Annotated in this window: 18 protein-coding genes and 1 tRNA gene; all 19 read left to right on the forward strand. The window is 40.7% G+C overall.

The window, feature by feature from the left end:
- The first annotated feature begins 1 nt into the window (after position 1).
- The gene (gene rimO / locus ACIZ62_RS09340) at positions 2-1381 is read left to right on the forward strand and encodes a 30S ribosomal protein S12 methylthiotransferase RimO (RefSeq protein WP_111886927.1); all 1380 of its coding nucleotides are present in this window, start codon (positions 2-4) and stop codon (positions 1379-1381) included.
- Positions 1365-1904, forward strand: coding sequence for a CDP-diacylglycerol--glycerol-3-phosphate 3-phosphatidyltransferase (gene pgsA / locus ACIZ62_RS09345; RefSeq protein ID WP_111886926.1), 540 nt, complete (start codon positions 1365-1367; stop codon positions 1902-1904). The genes rimO and pgsA overlap by 17 nt, the downstream gene beginning before the upstream one ends.
- Positions 1905-1968: 64 nt before the next feature.
- Positions 1969-3210, forward strand: coding sequence for a competence/damage-inducible protein A (locus tag ACIZ62_RS09350; protein WP_111886925.1), 1242 nt, complete (start codon positions 1969-1971; stop codon positions 3208-3210).
- Positions 3211-3271: 61 nt separating this feature from the next.
- Positions 3272-4354, forward strand: a complete 1083-nt coding sequence (gene recA / locus ACIZ62_RS09355) for a recombinase RecA (RefSeq protein ID WP_111886924.1) — start codon at positions 3272-3274, stop codon at positions 4352-4354.
- A 175-nt stretch (positions 4355-4529) separates the two neighbouring features.
- On the forward strand, positions 4530-6074 hold the full coding sequence (gene rny / locus ACIZ62_RS09360) for a ribonuclease Y (RefSeq protein ID WP_111886923.1): 1545 nt from the start codon (positions 4530-4532) through the stop codon (positions 6072-6074).
- Between the two features lie 66 nt (positions 6075-6140).
- Positions 6141-6944 carry a TIGR00282 family metallophosphoesterase gene (locus tag ACIZ62_RS09365; protein WP_111886922.1) on the forward strand — a complete coding sequence of 268 codons (804 nt, stop codon included), beginning with the start codon at positions 6141-6143 and terminating at the stop codon, positions 6942-6944.
- 68 nt (positions 6945-7012) lie between these two features.
- Positions 7013-8446, forward strand: a complete 1434-nt coding sequence (purB, locus tag ACIZ62_RS09370; protein ID WP_111886921.1) for an adenylosuccinate lyase — start codon at positions 7013-7015, stop codon at positions 8444-8446.
- A 62-nt stretch (positions 8447-8508) separates the two neighbouring features.
- Positions 8509-8584: transfer RNA gene (locus ACIZ62_RS09375), tRNA-Trp, on the forward strand.
- Positions 8585-8910: 326 nt separating this feature from the next.
- Positions 8911-10275 (forward strand): citrate/2-methylcitrate synthase, encoded by a 1365-nt coding sequence (locus tag ACIZ62_RS09380; RefSeq protein WP_111886920.1) that lies wholly within the window; start codon positions 8911-8913, stop codon positions 10273-10275.
- Positions 10276-10533: 258 nt separating this feature from the next.
- A complete protein-coding gene (locus tag ACIZ62_RS09385) occupies positions 10534-11460 on the forward strand; it encodes a phosphate acyltransferase (protein ID WP_111886919.1) in 927 nt (308 codons plus the stop codon).
- A 19-nt stretch (positions 11461-11479) separates the two neighbouring features.
- Positions 11480-13261, forward strand: a complete 1782-nt coding sequence (iorA, locus tag ACIZ62_RS09390) for an indolepyruvate ferredoxin oxidoreductase subunit alpha (protein WP_111889663.1) — start codon at positions 11480-11482, stop codon at positions 13259-13261.
- A gap of 2 nt (positions 13262-13263) precedes the next feature.
- A complete protein-coding gene (locus ACIZ62_RS09395) occupies positions 13264-13836 on the forward strand; it encodes an indolepyruvate oxidoreductase subunit beta (protein ID WP_111886918.1) in 573 nt (190 codons plus the stop codon).
- A 1-nt stretch (position 13837) separates the two neighbouring features.
- On the forward strand, positions 13838-14113 hold the full coding sequence (locus tag ACIZ62_RS09400; protein WP_111886917.1) for a cysteine-rich small domain-containing protein: 276 nt from the start codon (positions 13838-13840) through the stop codon (positions 14111-14113).
- 20 nt (positions 14114-14133) lie between these two features.
- Positions 14134-14748, forward strand: coding sequence for a glycerol-3-phosphate 1-O-acyltransferase PlsY (gene plsY, locus ACIZ62_RS09405; protein ID WP_111886916.1), 615 nt, complete (start codon positions 14134-14136; stop codon positions 14746-14748).
- A gap of 184 nt (positions 14749-14932) precedes the next feature.
- Complete coding sequence (locus ACIZ62_RS09410; RefSeq protein ID WP_111886915.1) at positions 14933-17875, forward strand: vitamin B12-dependent ribonucleotide reductase; 2943 nt, start codon at positions 14933-14935, stop codon at positions 17873-17875.
- Between the two features lie 75 nt (positions 17876-17950).
- On the forward strand, positions 17951-18748 hold the full coding sequence (gene proB, locus ACIZ62_RS09415) for a glutamate 5-kinase (protein WP_111886914.1): 798 nt from the start codon (positions 17951-17953) through the stop codon (positions 18746-18748).
- Positions 18749-18786: 38 nt separating this feature from the next.
- Positions 18787-18942 (forward strand): stress-responsive transcriptional regulator PspC, encoded by a 156-nt coding sequence (locus ACIZ62_RS09420; protein ID WP_111886913.1) that lies wholly within the window; start codon positions 18787-18789, stop codon positions 18940-18942.
- Between the two features lie 8 nt (positions 18943-18950).
- The gene (locus ACIZ62_RS09425) at positions 18951-20132 is read left to right on the forward strand and encodes an MGDG synthase family glycosyltransferase (RefSeq protein ID WP_414151813.1); all 1182 of its coding nucleotides are present in this window, start codon (positions 18951-18953) and stop codon (positions 20130-20132) included.
- A gap of 17 nt (positions 20133-20149) precedes the next feature.
- The gene (locus tag ACIZ62_RS09430; RefSeq protein WP_414151814.1) at positions 20150-22798 is read left to right on the forward strand and encodes a valine--tRNA ligase; all 2649 of its coding nucleotides are present in this window, start codon (positions 20150-20152) and stop codon (positions 22796-22798) included.
- Positions 22799-23159 lie beyond the last annotated feature (361 nt).

Consider the following 23159-nt stretch of genomic DNA (forward strand, 5'->3'; position numbering starts at 1 on the left):
TATGAAGACTATTCACATGACGACTTTGGGATGTGACAAAAATACCATTGACTCAGAAATGATGCTAGGCTTAATTGAAGAAAAAAAATATAGTATTGTCACTGATCCCAAAAAGGCTGAGATTATTATTGTCAATACCTGTTGTTTTATCCAATCGGCAAAGGAGCAATCGATTGATTACATTCTGGAATATGTCGATTATAAAAATTCGGGCTTGTGTCAACGACTAATTGTTGCTGGCTGCATGGCAGAACGTTACCACGAAGAGCTTGCAGCAGAAATTCCTGAGATTGACGGATTTTTAGGGGTTGGTCATTTTGACAATATACTGGAATTAATCACTTATTTGGAAATCACATCAGACCCTGATTATTTGGATCCGATCGGTAATGAAGAAAAAAGAATTGAGACGCAATTTTTTGGTGATATTGACAAAGACATCATTGAAGCCCGGCGTTATATCAAGGAAGGTACAGTTTCGACTTTTGTGCGCATCAGCGAGGGATGCGACCATGGCTGTACCTATTGCGTCATCCCTAAAATAAGAGGTAAATACCGCAGTCGTCGCAGCCTGAATATTTTTGAGGAACTACAATACCTCCAGGAACGTGGCATCAAAGAGATAATTCTAATCGGACAAGACATTGCACCATACGGAAAAGATCTCGATGAAGATTTAGACTTACCAAACCTACTTAAAAAAATTGCCAGTCAGTTCGAGTTTACTTGGATTCGGATGATGTATCTCTACCCGGAAGGCATCACTGATAAATTGTTAGCTGTTGTCAAACAACATCCATCGATCAGCCCGTATTTCGATATTCCACTTCAGCATCTAAATGATATGGTTTTAAAACGAATGGGTAGAAAGATGACCTTTGAACAGACAGCTGATTTGATTAGTAAAATCCGCAAGACACTACCAGAAGCTGTCGTGAGAACCTCAATTATTACTGGCTTTCCAGGTGAGACCTCTGAGCAGCATGCTGAGCTGATTAATAAAATAAAAATGTTGCCTTTTGATCATTTAGGGGTATTTAAATATTCACAGGAAGAAAATACACCGGCTGCGAAATTTGAAAATCAAATTCCTGAAGATGAAAAAGAAAAACGCTATAATGAAATCATGATCACTCAGCAGTCTATTTCGCATGCCCAAAAGCAGCGTTTTATTGGCAAAATCCTAAAAGTATTGATCGAAGGGGTGGACGAGGATACTTACTTTGGTCGTTTTTATGGGGATGCTCCAGAAATAGATGGAACTGTTTTTGTCGACAGTCACAATACTCCCTTAACAATCGGAAATTTCTATTCCGTTAAGATAGTCAATGCTTTAGAATATGATTTGATAGGAGATATTGAAAATGAATTTACCAAATAAGATTACCGTTGTCAGAATGGCCATGATTCCTTTTTTCATCGCAGCGTTACTAATCGAATTTCCATACCATCAGCCCCTTGCAGCCGCCTTATTTATTATTGCAGCGTTAACCGACAGCCTGGATGGCTATCTTGCCAGAAGCCGTAACCTGGTGACTGATTTCGGGAAATTTATGGACCCGCTGGCGGATAAATTGCTGGTTTGTTCAGCACTGATTTGTTTTGTCCAGTTGGGATCCGTTCCAGCCTGGATGGTGATTATTATCATTGCTCGTGAGTTTGCCATCACGGGTTTACGATCTTTGGCTGCGGCTGATGGAATTATCATTGCAGCCAGTAAATGGGGGAAAGCTAAAACGATTTCCCAAATGATTGCCATCATCCTGATTCTTTTTGGTAATTGGCCATTTTCGCTGATAAATATTCCGGCAGCTACGATTATGATGTATATTGCCACCATTCTTACCTTATATTCCGGCATTGATTACCTTATTCTAAACAAAAAAGTATTTCGTTCAATGTAATAAACGAAACCTGTAGTAATTTTACTATGTAATAATAAGATATGGCTTTGAAAGGAAACAAATAATGAAATGTGAATTGATTTCTGTCGGTACGGAGCTTTTAGTTGGTGATACCCTTAATACGAATGTCCAATACTTATCTCGAGAACTGTCCCTTTTGGGTATCCGAGTTTATTTTCATACCACTGTTGGCGATAATCCAAATCGTTTGGAGGAAGCGGTAAGAATTGCTTTTAACCGAAGTGATCTGATCATTACAACGGGTGGACTGGGACCAACCCAAGATGATTTAACCAAAGAAGTCATTGCTAAACTCTTCAAAAGAGAGCTTATTCAGGACGAAAAAACCAAAGAAGATTTGCTGCAATATTTTGCAAATCGTGAATTTACCATGACGCCTAATAATCTCAAGCAGACTTTCATCCCGGAAACCGCTGAGATTCTATTTAATCCCTGTGGAACCGCTCCGGGGATCCTCTTAAAAGAACAGGGCCGAGTGATTATTATGCTACCGGGACCGCCACGAGAAATGACTCGGGTTTTTGAAGACGCTGTCTTACCCCTTTTAAAACAGGACAATCAACAGTTGGTGATCTCCCGTTATTATAATTTATCAGACATCGGGGAGTCAGCGACAGAAGACCGTCTGCTGGATCTCATTGATGCCCAAGTCAATCCAACCATTGCCACCTATGCCAAGATGGGCGAAGTGTTGGTTCGCATTACTGCAAATGGCCGTGATGAAAATGAAGTAAATACATTACTTGATCATTATCAGGAGATTATGCTTTCTCGTTTTAAAGAAAATATTTTTTCATTTTCAAAGGAATCTCTTCAGGAAACAGTATGCAAATTATTATTGGAAAAAAGAATCAGCGTGGCTACGGCCGAATCCTGTACTGGCGGCTTAATTGCCTCCCAACTTACCGAGTATCCAGGTATTTCGATGGTATTTGGAACTGGACTTGTGACCTATTCAAATGAAGCAAAAATTAATCTGCTAGGGGTAAAAAAAGAAACCCTAGACACCTATGGGGCGGTTAGTGCTGAAACTGCAAGAGAAATGTGTGAAAACTTACAAAAGATTTCACAATCGATGCTTAGTGTTTCGGTTACCGGCATTGCTGGCCCTGAAGGGGGTAGCGAAAAAAAACCGGTAGGACTTGTATATATCGGGGTGTGTTTTAATGAATTAACCGATGTCTATCACTATCACTTTAATGGTGAAAGAAAAGTAGTCCAACAAAAAACTGCCAATAAAGTCTTTCACTTGATTAGAAAAACCATAGTTGACAAATCCAAATAAAATAGATATAATAAAAAAAGAACAAGAACGAATGTTCTAATAAAGAATAGGATGGTTGCAAATGGCTGAAAAATCGAAAACAAATAATGAAGAATTAACAGATAAACAAAAAGCGTTGGATGCGGCGTTAAAAAACATTGAAAGAAGTTTTGGCAAAGGTGCTGTGATGCGTCTAGGCGATGATGCCGCCAAATTAAATGTCGAAGTGATTTCTACCTCATCTATCGGTTTGGATATGGCACTGGGTGTCGGCGGCGTTCCCCGGGGACGTGTTGTGGAAATCTATGGACCTGAATCTTCAGGTAAAACGACTATTGCGTTGCACATTATTGCAGAAGCGCAAAAAGCTGGTGGAAATGCAGCTTTCGTTGATGCGGAGCATGCTTTAGATCCCACTTATGCAAAAGCTTTAGGGGTTGATATTGATAATCTCCTAGTTGCGCAGCCTGATACCGGTGAACAAGCTATGGAAATTGTTGAAGCCCTGGTAAGAAGTAACGCTATTGATGTAGTGGTTATTGACTCTGTTGCGGCTTTGGTACCCCGAGCCGAAATCGATGGTGAAATGGGGGATTCCCATATGGGGCTTCAGGCGCGACTGATGTCTCAAGCCTTAAGAAAACTGACCGGTGTGATAAAAAAATCAAATACGACAACGATTTTTATTAATCAGTTACGTGAAAAAATTGGGGTAATGTTTGGTAATCCGGAAACAACCACTGGCGGAAAAGCGCTTAAATTTTATGCTTCGGTACGAATCGATGTGCGCCGGATTGAATCCCTTAAAAAGGGCACCGAAATTGTTGGTAACCGGACCCGGGCTAAAATTGTAAAAAACAAAATTGCGCCACCGTTTAAACAGGCAGAATTTGACATCATGTATGGCAAAGGCATCTCAAAAGAAGGTGATCTTTTGGATGTAGGAGTGGACTTTGGTATTGTCGATAAGTCTGGATCCTGGTTTTCTTATAATGAACAACGATTGGGACAGGGCCGTGATAATTCAAAAGAATACCTAATGGCCAATCCTGAAGTTGCTAATACCATTGAAAAAGAAATACGTGAAAAAAATGCACTTAGTAAGATTGTTGCTGAACCTGAAGACATCGAAGAAAACTTGATGGCTAATGACGATATTGAATAAAATAATGAATTAATCAGGAAAACCATTCAAAAAAGAACCTTTTCGAGGTTCTTTTTTTGAATTATTAAAAATAACCCCTTTGAGTGGCCTTTGTTTCTTGACACTATTTTCAAAAGAGTATAAAATATAGATCATGATGAGTAGATTAGAAACATAGCAAATAGTTTATAAGGAGGTGAAAATTATAGACATACTAACAATTATTTTATTCATTGGTATTATCGCAGCGTTTGGAGTTGGTTATTTTGTGCGCAAGAATATTGCCGAAGGCAAGATAAGGAATGCTGAATTGACCGCAACAACGATTGTGAATGATGCCGTAAAAGAAGGAGAAACTTTAAAAAAGGAAATTCTTTTTGACGCTAAGGAAGAATCCTTAAAATTAAAAGAATCACTTGAAAAAGATAACCGAGAACGCAGAGCCGAGCTTCAGAAACTTGAAAATCGACTTATTCAAAAAGAAGAGAATCTTGAGAAAAAACTAACAAATTTAGAACGCAATGAAGATGCCCTCACCAAAAGAGGCAAAGAAATTGAAAAGAAAAAAGAAAAAGTGGATAGCTTATATGATGAGCAGGTTAAGGAACTTGAACGTATATCCGGTCTTACTTATGACGAAGCAAAAGAAATTCTGCTTGAAGATATCAGTAAGGATACACGACGAGAAGCTGCAATTATGATCCGTCAAATCGAAGTTGAATCAAAGGCTGTTGCTGATAAAAAAGCGAAAGAACTCATTTCACAGTCCATTCAACGTTGTGCAGCAGATCATGTGGCAGAACAAACCATAACGGTTGTCAACTTACCAAATGACGAGATGAAGGGCCGTATTATTGGTCGAGAAGGTCGAAATATCCGAACATTAGAAACACTAACAGGAATTGACCTGATCATTGATGACACCCCAGAAGCCGTCATTCTTTCCGGTTTTGATCCCATCCGCCGGGAAGTTGCCAGACTGTCCTTAGAAAAACTAATTATTGATGGTCGAATTCATCCCGCCAGAATCGAAGAGATGGTAAAGAAATCACAAAAAGAAGTAGAAAATCATATCAAAGAAGTTGGGGAACAAGCTTGTTTTGATACTGGAATTCATGGCCTGCATCCTGAGATCGTAAGACTGTTGGGAAGACTAAAATACAGAACCAGTTATGGTCAAAATGTATTAAAGCATTCCATTGAAGTATCCCATTTGGCTGGCATTATGGCGGCTGAATTGGATGGTAACATCAAGGTCGCTAAACGAGCAGGATTATTACACGATATTGGAAAAGCTATTGATCATGAGGTCGAAGGACCCCATGTTGAAATTGGAGTCAATGTATTAAAAAAATACAAAGAAAATAAAAATGTCATTCATGCTGTAGAAGCTCATCATGGTGATGTTGAAGCACGAACAATGGAAGCAGTTCTTGTTCAGTCCGCAGACGCCATTTCAGCAGCACGTCCTGGTGCAAGAAGAGAAACACTCGTTTCTTATATCCAAAGATTACAGGAGCTTGAAACCATTGCCATGTCATTTGAAGGCGTTGAGAAGTCATATGCTATTCAAGCTGGACGTGAAGTAAGAATTATGGTAAAACCAAATGAAGTTGACGATGACGAGATGATTTTACTATCACGTGATATTGCTAAGAAAATTGAAGCAGAAATGGAATATCCCGGGAACATTAAGGTTAATCTAATTCGCGAAACAAGAGCAAGCGACTACGCTAAATAGTCAAAAAGGGGAGATGATCTCCCCTTTTTTTAATCAGTTTTCTTAACCAGCGAGAAGGAATTATTTATGAATATATTAATACTCGGTGATGTCTACGGCAGACCCGGACGAAATATTTTAAAAGAAAAATTGCCCCAATTGATCACGGAGCATCAGATTGATTTTACCATTGTCAATGGCGAAAATGCTTCCGGTGGAAATGGACTCTCGACAAAAAATGCCAAAGAAATGTTAAGCTTACCCATTGATGTTATCACCATGGGTAATCATGTCTGGCAGCAAAAAGAATTGTTGGAAACAATCGCTGATTTTCCACAAATTATCCGGCCTCTGAATTATCCAGATCCGTGCCCCGGTAAAGGTTATGATTTTTTCACTTGTGAATTAAAAAATGGTGGCTCTAAAACAATCTGTGTTATCAATCTATCTGGACAGATCTTTATGCCCAATCTTAACTGCCCTTTTAATACCATGGCGCCTTTAATAGGAACATTAAAAAGCTCCGCTGATCTGGTCCTGATTGATTTTCACGCGGAAGCAACCTCAGAAAAAATTGCCTTTGGCTATTTTATGGACAGCTGGGCAACAGCGGTGTATGGAACCCATACCCATGTTCAAACCGCCGATGAACGAATTCTAGAAGGTGGAACTGCCTATATCACTGATATTGGCATGACCGGACCCATTGATGGGGTTATTGGCGTTGATCGCCAGATTATAATTGACACGATGCTAACTAAAAGACCCAGCCGGTTTGTTACCGCAACTGGAAATGTTCAAATCAATGGAATTATCCTGGCAATCGATGAAATTGAAAACAAGGTGAGTAAAATCACGCGATTATATGAAACCTACAAGACCGATAAGTAAGAGACGGATTCTTTCGAATTCTTGCTCTTGTAGAATTTGTGATCTAATTGAAAGGAATGGAAATTATTATGAAAGCATATTATGAAAACCCGTTAATTGAACGTTATTCGTCAAAGGAAGTCCTCCATATTTTCTCAGCTGACAATAAGTTTCAAAACTGGAGGAAATTATGGGTCGCTTTGGCAGAAGCAGAACGCGATCTGGGTCTTAATATTACCGAAGAACAGATTGCTGAGCTAAAGTCCAATATCACCAACATTGATTATGAACTCGCGGCTAAAAAGGAAAAAGAACTGCGACATGATGTCATGGCGCATGTTCACACCTATGGTGCCCAATGCCCTAAAGCAAAAGGAATCATCCATCTTGGTGCGACCAGCGCTTATGTCGGCGATAATACGGACATCATTGTTTATACCGAAGGACTGCGGCATGTTCGAAAACAACTGCTTAATCTGATCAACCATCTTTCTGTCTTTGCGGCTAAGCATAAAGATTTACCAACATTAGGTTTTACCCATTTTCAGCCTGCTCAATTAACTACGGTCGGTAAACGGGCATGTTTATGGATTCAGGATTTATTAATGGACTTATCGGATCTTGATCACATCATTAGTAATGTTAAACTGCTAGGGGTTAAAGGTACTACTGGTACTCAGGCAAGTTTTATGGAGCTTTTTGATAATGATCATCAAAAAGTTAAAAAGCTCGACGATTTGGTCGCTGATAAAATGGGTTTTAAAAAGTCTTTTGCCGTTAGCGGTCAGACCTATTCTCGAAAATTTGATTCGCAGGTGCTAAATGTCTTAAGCGGCATTGCTCAGACACTGACAAAATTTGCCACAGATATCCGACTGCTCCAGAATTTAAAAGAGGTAGAAGAGCCCTTTGAAAAAAATCAGATCGGTTCATCAGCAATGGCATACAAACGAAACCCGATGCGGTCAGAACGGATCTGTTCTCTAGCTCGCTATATTATCGTGAATTCTCTTAATCCGGCTTTGACTGCTTCGGCGCAATGGTTTGAACGGACTTTGGATGATTCGGCCAATAAGCGAATCAGTATCCCCGAAGGATTTTTAGCCACCGACGCTATTCTGACGATTGCCATGAATGTATCCGAAAATTTAGTTGTTTATCCCAAAGTTATCCTTCAGCACATCAATGCAGAACTACCTTTTATGGTCACCGAAAATATTATTATGGAAGGTGTAAAACGAGGCGGTGATCGACAGGAACTTCATGAAAAAATCAGAGTCCTCTCGATGGAAGCAGGTCATACTGTTAAAGTCGAAGGAAAAGCCAATGACTTAATTGAACGAATTCTGAAGGATCCGTCGTTTAATTTAAAAGCTGAAGATGTTGATGCCCTTTTAGACCCAATCCTTTACGTCGGTAGAGCACCTCAGCAGGTAGACGACTTTATTAATGAAGAAGTGAGCCCAATCTTGAGAACCAATCAGGAATTGCTTGATTTAAATAAGATCGATTTAAAAGTATAAATATTTGATAAATATATTGACAAGTATCCCACCAGCATTTATAATATAGTAGTTGCTGTTGTAGGGGTATAGCTCAGTTGGTAGAGCAGTGGTCTCCAAAACCACGTGCCTGAGGTTCGAGTCCTCATACCCCTGCCATATTTATTGATTTTTAACTCCGACTCATATGAGTCGGAGTTTTTACTTTTTGACGAATGATAAGTTTCAATCATTATTCGAAAAACCAAAAAAACAAACAATCATTAATGAAGATTTGAATTTTAAAATACTATAAATAATGCAAGTTGAAAAATAAATCTTTCATATTTTAGTATATATTGGTACAATCTATGTATTCAGGCATAAAAAAAGGTGTTATTAAAAAAAGTCTTTCAAAAGTACATAAAAAAATAATTAATTAACTTTATTTGAATCATATTTTATTGTATAATTATATAAAATGAGTGAGATAAAGGAGATAGAAGATGAATCATATTTTTTCGGAAATTACCCCTGAGATTATAGAATATAGCGATTTATGCGTAAAAAATAGTTACATTGAACCATCATTATATAAAAAACATCAAGTTAATCGTGGTTTGAGGGATTTAGATGGAAATGGTGTCTTAACCGGATTAACTGAAATCTCTGAAATTCAAGCCTATGTTTTTGAAGATGGTAAGAAAATTGGTACTGAAGGAAAACTTTTCTATCGCGGCGTTGATGTTGAAGAACTTGTAGCTGGTTTTGTTAAAGAAAAGCGTTTTGGTTTTGAAGAAATTGTCTATCTATTACTTTTTGGCGATCAGCCGAATCAGAATGAACTTAAAAATTTCACCAAGGTACTTGGTAATTATCGAAGCTTACCAACCAGTTTTGTCCGCGATATTATCATGAAAGCCCCCAGTTCAGACATGATGAACACTCTAGCCAGAAGTGTTTTGACACTTTTCTCTTATGATGATAATGCCAGCGATGTTTCTATTCCTAACGTTTTAAGACAATCCCTGGAGTTGATCGCCTTATTTCCCATGTTGGCGGTATACGGATATCAAACCTATAAACACTATCATGATGATCAGAGTCTATTTATTCATCAGCCCCAGCCTGAGCTGTCAACAGCGGAAAATATTCTCTATATCCTTCGATCCGACAGCAAGTATACTGAGCTCGAAGCACGAATACTTGATATTGCTTTGGTACTCCATGCCGAACATGGTGGGGGGAATAACTCAACCTTCACCACCCATGTAGTGTCTTCCTCCGGCACCGATACCTATTCGGTTATTGCCGCTTCATTGGGTTCGTTAAAAGGCCCAAAACATGGTGGCGCCAATATCAAAGTCGTCGAAATGTTTGAAGATATGAAAAAAACACTAGCTGATTGGACCGACGAAAAACAAGTACGACAATATCTGGTGGATCTTCTTCATAAGCGAGCCTTTGACAATGCCGGTTTGATTTACGGAATGGGTCATGCCATCTATTCAGTATCCGATCCGCGAGCAAATGTATTCAAAGGCTATGTTCGAAGTCTTTCAGAGGAAAAGGGACTACATGATGAATTTGAACTCTATTCAATGGTTGAACGATTAGCTCCAGAAGTTATTGGTGAGGAGCGAAAAATTTACAAAGGTGTTAGTGCTAATGTTGATTTTTATAGCGGCTTTGTTTATAGTATGCTGGGATTACCCCTTGAACTCTTTACTCCAATTTTTGCAATCGCCAGAATTGCTGGTTGGAGTGCTCACCGACTTGAAGAGCTCATTAACGCTGGTAAAATTATACGACCGGCATATAAGAATGTTAGCGAACGTCGTGCTTATGAACCATTAGGCGAACGAAAATAGATTCCTTAATTAAAAAGTCGTCGTTTTTCGGAGTATAAAAATATCTAGGCGTTTTTCATAGTCTTCCTGATCTGTTCATGCTAGAATAGATCAGGAAGTTTTTGTATTCGTTCTATTATTTCATCGTTTCTAGTGGAAGTTGGATTTTGCTCTGACAATACCGTTCAATGATCGTTCGTGAAGCAATTGTAACAAAATTGTTTCTTTATTATGTGTTTAAATTAGTGTATAATGTTACATATGAAAAATGAGGTTAAGATGTTCGATAATTTTAATGATATTGGTGAATCAGTAAAACTCGGCGTTAAGAATACCCTTGTCATCGCAGCTGCCGAAGAAGGCGAATTATTAAAAGCCCTTTCTACAGCAAACGAATTATATTTGAATCGGGTAATTCTTGTCGGCAATCAAAAAATGATTGAAGAAATTAGCATTAATGAAAGAATCGATGTCAAAAATATGGAAATCATCGATGTCCCAGATCGTGTGACCGCTTGTGAAAAATCGGTGGCTTTGGTGCGTCAGGGACAGGCTGATTTTATTATGAAGGGACTTGTCGACACATCCATTTTTTTAAAAGCTGTCATTAGTAAAACCGGTGGTCTGACGACCGGACGACTCCTGAGTAGTATAATGATGATCAGAATTTCCTCCTATCACAAGTTTCTCGTTTTATCTGATGGTGGAATGATTATTGCCCCCGATTTAAATAAGAAAAAAGGGATCATCACCAACGCCGTTGATTTTTCCAGACTGCTGGGTATGCAGCACATCAAGGTTGGTTGCCTTGCAGCTAAAGAAAAGATTAATCCTAAAATGCCTGCTACTGTCGATGGTGCAGCATTAAAAGAGTTATCTCTACACCACTATTTTGGTGAAGATGTTCTGGTTGAAGGTCCCATCGCGATGGATTTGTTGATCTCAAAAAAAGCTGCGCAGATAAAAGGTTATGTATCGGAAGTGGCGGGAGATGTGGATGTTATTGTTATGCCAGACATTGAAACTGGCAATGCAATCATAAAAGTAATGACTCATCTGGGTAATGCCCAGTTGGGAGGGATCGTGATGGGTGCCTGTGCACCCATTATTTTAACGTCCCGATCGGATTCTTATGAAAATAAACTAAATTCCATTATTCTGGGGGCATTTTTAACCCAGGAAATGGATGATTGTCACCAAATATGAGAGGAGCATTAAAAAAGAAATGAAGCTATTATTAACTGGAAATGAAGCCATCGCAAGAGGGGCCTGGGAGGCTGGGGTAAAGTTTGCCACAGCCTATCCGGGAACACCAAGTACCGAAATATTAGAAAATGTGGCTACTTATAAGGAAATTGTGTCTGAATGGGCCCCCAATGAAAAGGTCGCTCTGGAAGCAGCAGCCGGTGCATCTATCGGTGGCATCAGAAGTTTATGTGCCATGAAACACGTGGGTGTTAATGTTGCCACCGATCCCCTGTTTACTTTTGCTTATCTGGGGGTTAATGCTGGAGCAGTTCTCGTTACCGCTGACGAACCAGGGATGCATTCTTCTCAGAATGAACAGGATAACCGCAATTATGCTCGCCATGCAAAAGTCTGTATGTTTGAGCCTTCTGATAGTCAGGAAGCTAAAGATATGCTCAAAGAAGCTTATGCTGTCAGCGAAACTTATGACATGCCGGTCTTATTCAGAATGACAACCCGGGTTTGTCACTCTAAGTCAATTGTTTCTTGTAGCGACCGGGAAGAAGTGATGGATAAACCTTATGAAAAGGATATCCGGAAATATTGCCCGTTACCAGCATTTGCCCGAGGTATGCAGGTTAAGCTGGCTGATAATTTCAAACGTCTGGAAGCTTATTCTAATACCACGCCATTTAATTACAGTGAGGATAATCATTCTGACATTGGTGTAATTGGATCCGGGGTGGCCTATCGTTATGCCAAAGAAGTGTTCGGGAATACCGTTTCATATTTAAAAATTGGTTTTAGTTATCCACTACCAATGGAAAAAATTGCGGCCTTCGCCAAAGGAAAAAAGACCCTTTATATATTTGAAGAAAACGATCCGATCATGGAAAAAGAAATCAAAGCAGCCGGAATTGACTGCATCGGTAAAGAAAAATTGCCCGTCATGGGTGAGCTGACTCCTGATCGCGTCCGTAAAGCCCTTTTAGACGAGACTGTTCAAATTATTGAGCCCAATCCAGAATTGGTATTACCACGACCCCCGGCACTGTGCGCCGGATGTCCGCATCGCGGCGTTTTTTATGAGTTAGGCCGACGAAAAGATCTAATGATCTTCAGCGATATTGGCTGTTACTCGTTAGGACTGATGGCCCCCTATAATGCTACTGATGCGATGATTTGTATGGGTGCCAGCATCAGTGCTGGTCACGGTGTTCAAAAAGCCTTTGACATCAAAGGCGATCATTCAAAAAAAGTGGTATCAATTCTTGGTGATTCAACCTTTTTCCATTCGGGAATAACCAGTTTGATGGATGTCACCTATAATAAAAGTAATACTCTAACCATTATTCTCGATAACCGTATTACCGGTATGACTGGTCACCAACAGAATCCCGGAACTGGTTATGATTTAATGGGCGAAGCAGCACCGATGATTGACATTGAAGCGATGGTAAAAGCCTGTGGCGTAAAAAACCTGATCTCTATCGATCCCAATAATCTTCAGATTGTTGAAGAAGCCATTGAATGGGGACTAAATACTGATGGTCCTGCTGTTATTATTACCCGTTGGCCCTGTGTTCTGAAAAAATTCTCTGGCCAGGATAATGAAGAGTTCCCAATGGCCTTTAAGAAAGTTTGTTCCGTCGATGTTGATAAATGCATCGGCTGCAAAAAATGCCTGAAGTCCGGTTGTCCGGCATTGGCTTTTGATCGAGCCAATAAAAAATCGGGTATTCTAAAAGAAAGCTGTGTAGGCTGTGGTGTTTGTGCACAGATCTGTCCCAAACAAGCCATTACAGTAGAGGTGAGATAGAGATGGAAACAAAAAATATCGTATTAGTGGGAGTCGGCGGTCAAGGAACAATTTTAGCCGCTAAGCTTTTAACAACAGGATTAATGGAAGCCGGTTTTGATGTAAAGATGAGTGAAATCCATGGTATGAGTCAGCGCGGCGGCTCGGTTTCTTCATTGGTTCGTTATGGCGATGATGTCCAATCTCCGGTAATTGAAATCGGCAGTGCCGATATCGTCGTTGCCTTTGAAAAAATGGAAGGTCTGAGATCGCTGGAGTACCTCAAACCGACCGGCAAAATGATTGTCAATGACACCGAGATCTTTCCGCTTTCTGTCATCATTGGAGCGAACACTTATCCTGACAATATTTTAAATGAAATAGAAAAAAAGGTTAGTTTACGAGTGATGTCGGCAACAAAAATGGCAGAAGAACTCGGTAATTCAAAGGTAATGAATGTGATTTTGCTTGGTTCCATTATAAAATCGATGGGTTTAACCGATATTGATTGGGAGACGATCATTGCTCAAAATGTGAAAGAACAGTTTAAAGATCTTAATATCAAAGCCCTGCACGCAGGGATGGATGCTGTATAGAATGAAAAAAGACGATTCGAATTATAAGTTTTTTCAGCATACCTCCTGTGAGTACTTTCCTTGCCATAAGGTTGATGATTTAGAGGATTTTAATTGTCTGTTTTGTTATTGCCCGCTGTACGCCTTGGGTAACAACTGTGGTGGTCATTTTAGTTATACCGATAAGGGGATTAAAAACTGTAGTAAATGCAGCTTTCCACATCATCGCGAGCATTATGATGCGGTGTTGGAGAAATTAGGGCTGCTAATTGAACAACTCAGAACAACAAAAATATAATAGGTTAAAGGGGTAGAAAAATGTCGATAGTAATTGGAATTGTTTTTATTGTTGCAGCTTATTTAATCGGGAATCTAAATTTCGCTTATATTCTGGTAAAATTTTTAAAAAATGAAGATGTACGTAACTACGGCAGTGGCAATGCAGGAACAACAAATGTGCTTCGGGTGATGGGTAAAAATGTGGCTATTCCGGTGTTTCTTCTCGACGCATTAAAAGGCTGCCTGGTGATCGTTGTTGGTCGATATGCCTTAAGCCTAAACGAGATCTTTCTAATTTTGGGTGGGATTGCCGTTGTCGCCGGTCATAACTGGCCAGCTTTTCTTCAATTTCGCGGCGGAAAAGGTACTGCAACATCGTTAGGTGTTTTTCTTACCTATGATTGGGAAGTAGCTCTGATTGCCATTATGATTGGACTAATCATTTTGGCAATATGGAAAATGGTTTCCCTTACCTCGATGGTGGGCATGACCATGCTACCGGTTTTTACCCTGCTTCTAGGAAGAACTGTTACAGAAGTTATTTTCGCGATTGTATTATGTCTGTTTAGCATTTTTCAACATCGTAAAAATATTGGACGGATCATCCAGGGACGAGAAAGCAAAATTGGACAAAAAGTTAAAATGAAAAATTAGCTTTTTAGCACTCTATTTAACTACTATTTTAAAAGGCTCTGAGATGGGCCTTTTTACTTGCTTAAAGCGAGCGTTTAAAATCAATCTTTAAAAACATAAAAATACATTGTTAAACACTACATCTATGTTTATAATTAGAGTTGCAACCCAATATCATGTATATAATTTAGGAGGAAGAAATAAATTGAATCAAATAAATCAGCTGTTTAAACGAGTATTTACGAAAGAACTGGAAAATTCAAATAAAACTGTTTATGATCTGTTTCAGTGGCAAACTGTCGACGTTGTGTTAAAAAACTATCAAACTGGTGAAACCATTTATGAAATGAAAGATCTGGAATTTCCAGAACACTATTCTCAAAATGCTTGTAATATTATCGCAACAAAATACTTTAGAAGAAAAGGTGTTCCCAACCAATTCGGTTATGAACACAGCATGCGTGAAATTGCCGATCGTCTAGTCGGTTTCTGGACGGATGCCATTAAAGAAGAAGGACTAATCGATACGGATGAGGAATGGCAAATTTATTACGATGAACTGGTATATGCCTTCCTGATGCAGATGTGGGCCCCTAACTCACCTCAGTGGTTTAACACTGGTCTGATGCGAAGTTATCAAATTGCCGGTTCCAAGGATGATTTGTATTATTATGACGAAAAAGCCGAACAGGTGCTTGAATCAGAAGATCGATACACAAGAACTCAGGCTAGCGCCTGTTTTATCCTATCAATTGAAGACCGACTTCTTGGTGATCACTCTATTTCGGAGCACTATGTCAGTGAAACCAAATTATTTAAAGGTGGTTCTGGTGTTGGGACTAACTTCTCCAGCCTCAGAGCTGCTAATGAAGGCCTTACCAGTGGCGGGCAGTCATCGGGGATGATGAGTTTTCTCCAGGGACTGGATCGCAATGCCGGGGCCATTAAATCTGGGGGGACAACTAGGCGGGCGGCTAAAATGGTTATCGTTGACATTGATCATCCGGAAATTGATAATTTTATTAACTGGAAGGTAAAAGAAGAGCAAAAGGTCCGGGCACTGGGAAAAATGGGTTACGAGATATCCATGGATGGTGAAGCTTATCAGACTGTCAGTGGTCAAAACAGCAATAACTCAGTCCGTCTCAACGCTGAATTTATGGAAGCTGTTTTAAACCTGAAAAATGAACCAGATCATAAAATGAAACTCAAAGGCCGAGTTGATGATAAGGTTGATCGAGAAGTGCCCGTTAAGGAATTATGGAATCATCTTAATCAAGCCACCTGGGAATGTGCTGACCCAGGCATTCAATTTGATGATGTTTTTAATGCTTGGCATACATGCCCAGGGGGCGAAAATGGTAAAATCAACGAAAAAAACAACCGAATTAATGCTACCAATCCTTGTTCGGAGTACGCCTTTTTAGATGATACGGCTTGTAATTTAGCATCGATTAACATCTTCAAATTTTATAATCAGGAAGATAACAGCTTTTCACTTGATCACTACATTCACTTGGTTGGATTAATCCAATGCGCTTTGGAAGGTTCCATATACCACGGACAATTCCCAACCAAAGATGTTGCTCGAAAAAGTTATCTGTTTCGAACCACTGGTCTCGGCATCGCCAATGCAGCATCCTTGCTTTTAGCCATGGGATTTCCCTATGATTCAGCAGAAAGTCGTAATCTGATCGCCGCGATCACAGGTATCATGACCGGGACCTCCTACTATGTTTCGGGACTGATGGCGGGGAAAATTGGTGCTTTTCCAAAATATGAAATCAACGAACCCTATATGAAACGGGTCATTCGCAACCACAGTCGTGTTGCTGGCAGCCGAACTGACAGCTATGAAGAATTGCATTATGATCCGATTAAGATTAACCATGAGCTGCTACAAAAAATCGGCTTTAAAGATATCAGCAATCAATTAAAAAGAGCCTGGAAACTAGCGGAAGAAGCCGGTGATGCCTATGGCTATCGAAACGCCCAGGTGTCCGTCATCGCACCAACTGGAACCATTTCGTTTGCTATGGACTGCGGCGCTACATCGATAGAACCTTTTTATAATCATGTGGTTTTTAAAAAACTGATCGGCGGCGGGTCCATGGAGATTGTCAATCCAGTTATGGAAATGGCGCTTTATAATCTCGGTTACAGTGAAAAAGAAATCAGCGAAATCCTGACTTACTTACTTGAAAAAGACAGCCATGGCTATTTTTTACATGAAGGCGTAGCCGGTGCTCCTTATATCAAACCCGAACATTTGCCTGTTTTTGATAGTGCCAACACCATTTCACCAATGGGTCACGTCTTAATGGTCTCTGCCATCACCCCAATGATCAGTGGTTCAGTTTCTAAAACGGTAAATTTACCTAATGATGCATCAGTGGAAGATGTCGAGAATATCCATCTACTGGCTTATCGGACGGGGACCAAGGCAATAGCCATTTATCGAGATGCCTGCAAAGCTTCTCAGCCGTTAAGCTCGGGAATGGCAGACGATCGTGACAAGGCACTCGACGACTACTCTTATGCTGAGCTGCTTGCACTGGTAAAAGAAGGATCAACAAAAGCTCTGAACCGAGTCCGGCCCGAAGGCATGCGGCTCAGTCGAACCCATGCGGCAAAAATCGGCGATATCGAGCTCTATATTACCATCGGTTTTTATGAAGATGGTGGCATCGCTGAAATATTTGTCTCTACTGACAAAGAAGGAACGGTCGTCAAAGGATTACTGGCATCCTTATCCAAATCGATATCCAACATGCTTCAATACCATATCCCGCCCGATCAAATTTCTAAGATGCTCAGAGGGCAAAAATATGAACCATCTGGTTTTGTATCTCGCCATCCTTACATCAAATTTGCTTCATCAATTTCTGATTTGATTAGCAAAGTGATTGATATTGAACATGGTGATTTTTCAAACTGCCAGGTTAAACCCAAAAATTTTACTCTGATGAATAAGCAAAACATGGTAAAAAGCATCAGTGCTGATAATCCCATCCAGGATTACAATAAAGATGTAGCCAGCGAGGTATTATACGGAGAAACCTGCAGTCATTGTGGCAGTGACCGGATGATGCGCAATGGAACTTGCAAATTATGTCTGGACTGCGGGACAACCACAGGATGCAGTTAAGAATAAAAAAGATTTTGATGTTTTCCCATTGTTTGATATAATAATTAACTAGGATACACACCTTAGGAGATTTAGATGCGAGAAAAGATTAAAAATGCAACAACAATAGTAGTTAAAATGGGAACAACCTCAGTAACCCACGCTAATGGAACCCTGGATCTCCGAAAATTGGAAATCTTGGCTAGGGTTTTGACCGATCTTGAGAATAGTGGTAAGAAAATGGTGCTCGTCTCGTCTGGCGCCATCGGTGCCGGAATGAACCGGATGAAGCTGAAAGAGCGACCGAAAACCCTCAAAGAAAAGCAGGCTGCCGCTTCGGTGGGACAAGGCTTACTGATGCGTGTCTATCATAAATTATTTGATGAATATCACCAGACTGTGGGACAAATTTTACTGACAAAAGATGTTTTCAGCCACTCAATCAAGCGAAATAATGCTATGAATACCTTCAACGCCCTGATAGAAGGAGGAATCATCCCTATTGTCAATGAGAATGACTGTATTGCTACAGACGAAATCCAGGAAGAATGTTTTGGGGATAATGATATCCTTTCAGCAATGACAGCTGACCTGGTGGATGCTGACCTATTGATAATTTTGTCCGATGTGGCTGGCCTCTACGATGACAATCCGGTACTTAATAAAGAGGCCCAACTAATCAGAACAGTTCATCATGTCGATGGCCAAATTATGAAAAGCGCTGGAAGTAGCACCTCATGTCTGGGCACTGGAGGGATGATTACCAAACTTGGGGCAGCAAAATATGCCACTGATTGCGGTATCGATGTGATCATCGCTTCTGGTGAAGATTGTAAAACCCTTTATGATATTTTGGATGGCAAAGAGATAGGGACCATTTTCTTAAGTGATTAAAAAGTAACGCAAATCAATTTTAAATATGGAGGATTCTTATGTTAAAGAAAATATTCGTCGGATTTTCTGCCGTAGTTGCGGGAATGTTAATGGTTTTTGGTGGAATTTATTTTGTTGAAAAAAGAAAAGAAGAAGCAATGGGTGGAAAACTGATGCGGGTAAATTATAAATTCACTAAAGAATTCGAAGAATAAGGTTTGTCATGTCGAAAGTATTTATTTTTACAGCGTCGACCGGTGCTGGTCATAATTTGGCCGCTCAGTCGTTAAAAGAATCCTTGGACGAGGCTGGCTATCAAACGGAGGTTTATGATGCGTTTAAAGAGACGAATATCACCCTGGATCGTCTGATTACCAAAGGCTACCAGCAAATTGTGGTGAATGTACCCAAGCTCTATGAGCAAATGTACAATCAGTTCAATAATATGAATCGTTTCCAACAGGGGATTTTTCAGGCTCTGACAAAGGTCATGAACCCTGATATTGTGCCACTGATCAATTCTGGAAAACCGGATTTAATCATTACCACTCATCCGTTCGTTACCAATGTATTAGGTACACTAAAAGAACATCACGCTTTTGATGTACCGGTGTTGTCCATCGTTACGGATTACAAGATTCATACTCTCTATCTGAAAAAAATGATTGACGCTTATGTTGTTGGCAGCGATTATACGAAACAGACGATGGTTGACAAAGGTGTTGCTGAAGAGATCATTTATCCCTATGGTATCCCGATACGGCAAACCTTTTTAAAAAACAACCATCTTGAACGTAAGGAGACCGCCAATGTGGCAGGCACGATCTTACTCATGGCCGGCAGTTTGGGCAGCAAACAAATGGAGAAAGCCTTTTCATCCTTGCTGAAGGTAAAAGAAAAAATCCGAATTATCGTTGTCTGTGGAAATAATGAAAAGATTGAAAAAGATATTAAAAATCTTTATGCCCAGGAAACAGATGATGAAAAAATCGTTGAAATTCACGGGTTTGTGAACAACGTGTCCGAGTTGATGGATGAGTCCGATGCTATCATTTCTAAGCCCGGGGGACTTACTACAACGGAAGCGATTGTTAAAAACATCCCCATGATTATTCCGTTTTATTATCCTGGACAGGAAGAAGAGAACGCCGATTATCTTGTTGATGGGGGAATGGCCATCAAAGTTGATAAGATCAAAGATTTGACCTCGATGGTTGATTTTTTGTTTGAAAATAAATATATTATTAAGCGAATGTCAGAAAATATGTCGGAGGAAGCGCAAAAACGATCGATGAGTAAAACAATCGAACTCTGTAGAAACCTGATCGCCGATTATACTACTCGAAAGTCACTCACTGAGCCGCAACAGGATTCCTACAAAATCAAGGAAATAGAAGACCATTAAGAAGAGCAGGAGCAAAAATGAAAAAAGAAATGTCAAAAACTTATAATCCGAAGGAAGTCGAAGATCAAACCTATACCCGTTGGCAGGAAAAGGGATACTTCAAACCAGAGGTCAATCCTGACGGCAAGCCCTTTACCATTGTGATGCCCCCTCCAAACATAACTGGACAACTCCATATGGGACATGCCTTTGATGGCACCCTCCAGGATGTTTTAACCCGATATAAACGGATGGATGGTTATTCAGCGTTGTGGTTACCAGGAACAGACCATGCCAGTATTGCTACTGAAGTTAAAGTCGTGGATAAACTCCGGCAAGAAGAAGGCAAAACTAAACAGGAAATTGGTCGAGAAGCTTATTTGGAGCGAGCGTGGGACTGGGCGTTGACCTACAAAACTCGAATTACCGACCAGCTAAAGAAACTAGGAGCATCTTGCGACTGGAGCCGGGAACGTTTTACTATGGATGAAGGCTGTAGCCAGGCGGTTAATGAAGCCTTTGTCAGTCTTTATGAAAAAGGACTGATCTATAAGGGCAGCCGGATTATCAACTGGTGCACTACCTGTAAAACAGCACTATCTGAAGCTGAGGTTGAATACGCTGAACAACAGGGCCATTTATGGCACATCCGTTACCCGCTAACCGATGGTGATGGCTATTTGGTGGTTGCCACTACCCGTCCTGAAACGATGTTGGGGGACAGTGGGGTAGCTGTTCATCCGGAAGATGAGCGTTATCAACACTTGATCGGTAAAACCGTAAGGTTACCATTACTCAATAAAGAAATTATTATTGTCGCTGATGACTATGTGGATATGAGTTTTGGAACCGGGGTAGTTAAAATGACGCCGGCGCATGACCCCAACGATTATGAGGTGGGACTCCGTCATCATCTGGAGCAAATTCGGGTACTTAACGATGATGGTACAATGAATGAGCTGGCCGAAAAATATGCCGGAATGGATCGCTATGACTGTCGCAAGGCGGTCGTCGAAGATCTAAAAGATTTGGGCCTGCTAGAAAAAATAGAAGAACATCAGCATAATGTTGGCGAGTGTTACCGTTGCTCAACAACTGTGGAAACCATGACTTCTGAGCAATGGTTTGTCAAAATGGAGCCGCTGGCGGGTCCGGCCCTAGATGCGGTACGCAACCACGAGACCGATTTCATTCCTGAGCGGTTTAATAAAATCTATTATAATTGGTTGGAAAACATCCGAGATTGGTGTATTTCCCGACAATTGTGGTGGGGACATCGCATTCCCGCCTATTATTGTGACGATTGTGGGGAGATGATGGTTTCCAAAGAGGCCCCTGAAAGCTGTCCCAAGTGTGGTTGCACCCAGCTCAGTCAGGATGAAGATGTCCTGGATACCTGGTTCAGTTCCGGTCTATGGCCGTTCTCAACCCTGGGCTGGCCGGAAAACACTGAGGATTTGAAAAAGTTTTATCCGACCACGGTGCTGGTCACCGGTTATGATATTATCTTTTTCTGGGTCGCCCGGATGATTTTTATGGGCCTCTTCGAAATGGGCGAAACACCCTTTAAAGATGTCTATATCCACGGTCTGGTGCGGGATTCGCAAGGCCGCAAAATGAGCAAGTCCCTGGGTAACGGCATCGATCCGCTGGAACTGATCGAAACCTACAGCGCTGATGCGCTGCGTTTTACCATCATCACTGGTAATTCCGCCGGCAACGATATCCGCTGGCAGGATGAAAAGGTGGAATCCAGCCGTAATTTCTTAAACAAGATCTGGAACGCTGCCCGCTTTGTACTGATGAATCTGGATGAAGACATTATGGACAAAAAGGATCAGGCTTTGGCCAATCTGGAAAACACCGACAAGTGGATTCTGTCCCGAATGAACACCATCGTCGCCGAAGTCAACCACAATATGACCAAGTATGAACTGGGCATCGCTGCTTCAAAAATTTATGATTTCGCCTGGAACGAATACTGTGACTGGTATATCGAGCTGGTGAAGCCACGGTTATACGGCGAGGAAGAGCAGACCAAGATCTCGGCCCAGTACACCCTGCGCGTGGTGTTGGATACGATCCTGCGGTTACTCCACCCCTTTACGCCCTTTATTACCGAAGAAATCAACGGCTACCTGCCGGGTACCACCGGTGATATCATGGTAGCCCAGTGGCCTCATTTTAATGAAACCTATGTCTTCCCGGAAGATGAAAAACAGGTCGAGTTTCTAATGGCTGCGATTCGCAGCATCCGCAACATCCGAGCTGAAATGGATGTACCTAATTCCAAAAAGACCCAGTTATTCCTGATTTCCAATAATCCGAAACACCTGACCTTGATGGCCGACTCCCTCCATTATTTCCAGAAGCTGGCTTCGGTTTCAACGATTCTGCCGATTACCAAAGCCGATATAAAAGATAACTATGTTTCTGCCGTGGTGGAAGATCTGGAAATTTATATTAACCTTGACGAGTTGGTCGATAAAGAAAAAGAAATCACCCGGCTGGAAACTGAAAAAAAGAAACTCCAGCAGGAAATTGACCGGGTCACCCAGAAGCTGGGAAACAAAGGTTTCACCGATAAAGCGCCGGAAAAGGTAGTCGAAAGTGAACGGGACAAACAGAAAAAATTCCTGGAAACCATGGCAAAAGTCCTGGAACGGTTAGAATATTTTAAAAAATAAATAACTCACTATCTGATTATCATATCAGTCTTATCTACACTCACGCAAAACCCGGAACACTCTGAACATTCAGAGGTGTTCCGGTTTTTTTTATTATCTGCTATCTCAAATATAAGTTGAACGGGGAGACTATGGTGATTATCTAGTCGATGCCTGTGACTGGGGTAATTTTTTTAACTCGTCTCAACTGATGCCACATTTAACCAGGGGTATGCTTCATCATCAAATGAGGGCGGTTGGGGTGGCAGGTGGGCACTGATGGATTAAGTGAATTAAAAGAAGCAGCATTGCCTGGAAAGTGAAATTTGCTCTAGTCAGTGGTACGGAAAAAGCGTATAATAAAAAACAGGGCAATGCCTAA

The sequence above is a fragment of the Acetobacterium carbinolicum genome, from assembly GCF_047456275.1.
In the GTDB taxonomy this organism is placed as follows: domain Bacteria; phylum Bacillota; class Clostridia; order Eubacteriales; family Eubacteriaceae; genus Acetobacterium; species Acetobacterium carbinolicum.

Coding starts and splice junctions, on each gene's coding strand:
- rimO (WP_111886927.1), top strand. CDS start 2: ATGAAGACTATTCACATGACGACTTTGGGATGTGACAAAAATACCATT.
- pgsA (WP_111886926.1), top strand. CDS start 1,365: ATGAATTTACCAAATAAGATTACCGTTGTCAGAATGGCCATGATTCCT.
- ACIZ62_RS09350 (WP_111886925.1), top strand. CDS start 1,969: ATGAAATGTGAATTGATTTCTGTCGGTACGGAGCTTTTAGTTGGTGAT.
- recA (WP_111886924.1), top strand. CDS start 3,272: ATGGCTGAAAAATCGAAAACAAATAATGAAGAATTAACAGATAAACAA.
- ACIZ62_RS09365 (WP_111886922.1), top strand. CDS start 6,141: ATGAATATATTAATACTCGGTGATGTCTACGGCAGACCCGGACGAAAT.
- purB (WP_111886921.1), top strand. CDS start 7,013: ATGAAAGCATATTATGAAAACCCGTTAATTGAACGTTATTCGTCAAAG.
- ACIZ62_RS09380 (WP_111886920.1), top strand. CDS start 8,911: ATGAATCATATTTTTTCGGAAATTACCCCTGAGATTATAGAATATAGC.
- ACIZ62_RS09385 (WP_111886919.1), top strand. CDS start 10,534: ATGTTCGATAATTTTAATGATATTGGTGAATCAGTAAAACTCGGCGTT.
- iorA (WP_111889663.1), top strand. CDS start 11,480: ATGAAGCTATTATTAACTGGAAATGAAGCCATCGCAAGAGGGGCCTGG.
- ACIZ62_RS09395 (WP_111886918.1), top strand. CDS start 13,264: ATGGAAACAAAAAATATCGTATTAGTGGGAGTCGGCGGTCAAGGAACA.
- ACIZ62_RS09400 (WP_111886917.1), top strand. CDS start 13,838: ATGAAAAAAGACGATTCGAATTATAAGTTTTTTCAGCATACCTCCTGT.
- plsY (WP_111886916.1), top strand. CDS start 14,134: ATGTCGATAGTAATTGGAATTGTTTTTATTGTTGCAGCTTATTTAATC.
- proB (WP_111886914.1), top strand. CDS start 17,951: ATGCGAGAAAAGATTAAAAATGCAACAACAATAGTAGTTAAAATGGGA.
- ACIZ62_RS09420 (WP_111886913.1), top strand. CDS start 18,787: ATGTTAAAGAAAATATTCGTCGGATTTTCTGCCGTAGTTGCGGGAATG.
- ACIZ62_RS09425 (WP_414151813.1), top strand. CDS start 18,951: ATGTCGAAAGTATTTATTTTTACAGCGTCGACCGGTGCTGGTCATAAT.
- ACIZ62_RS09430 (WP_414151814.1), top strand. CDS start 20,150: ATGAAAAAAGAAATGTCAAAAACTTATAATCCGAAGGAAGTCGAAGAT.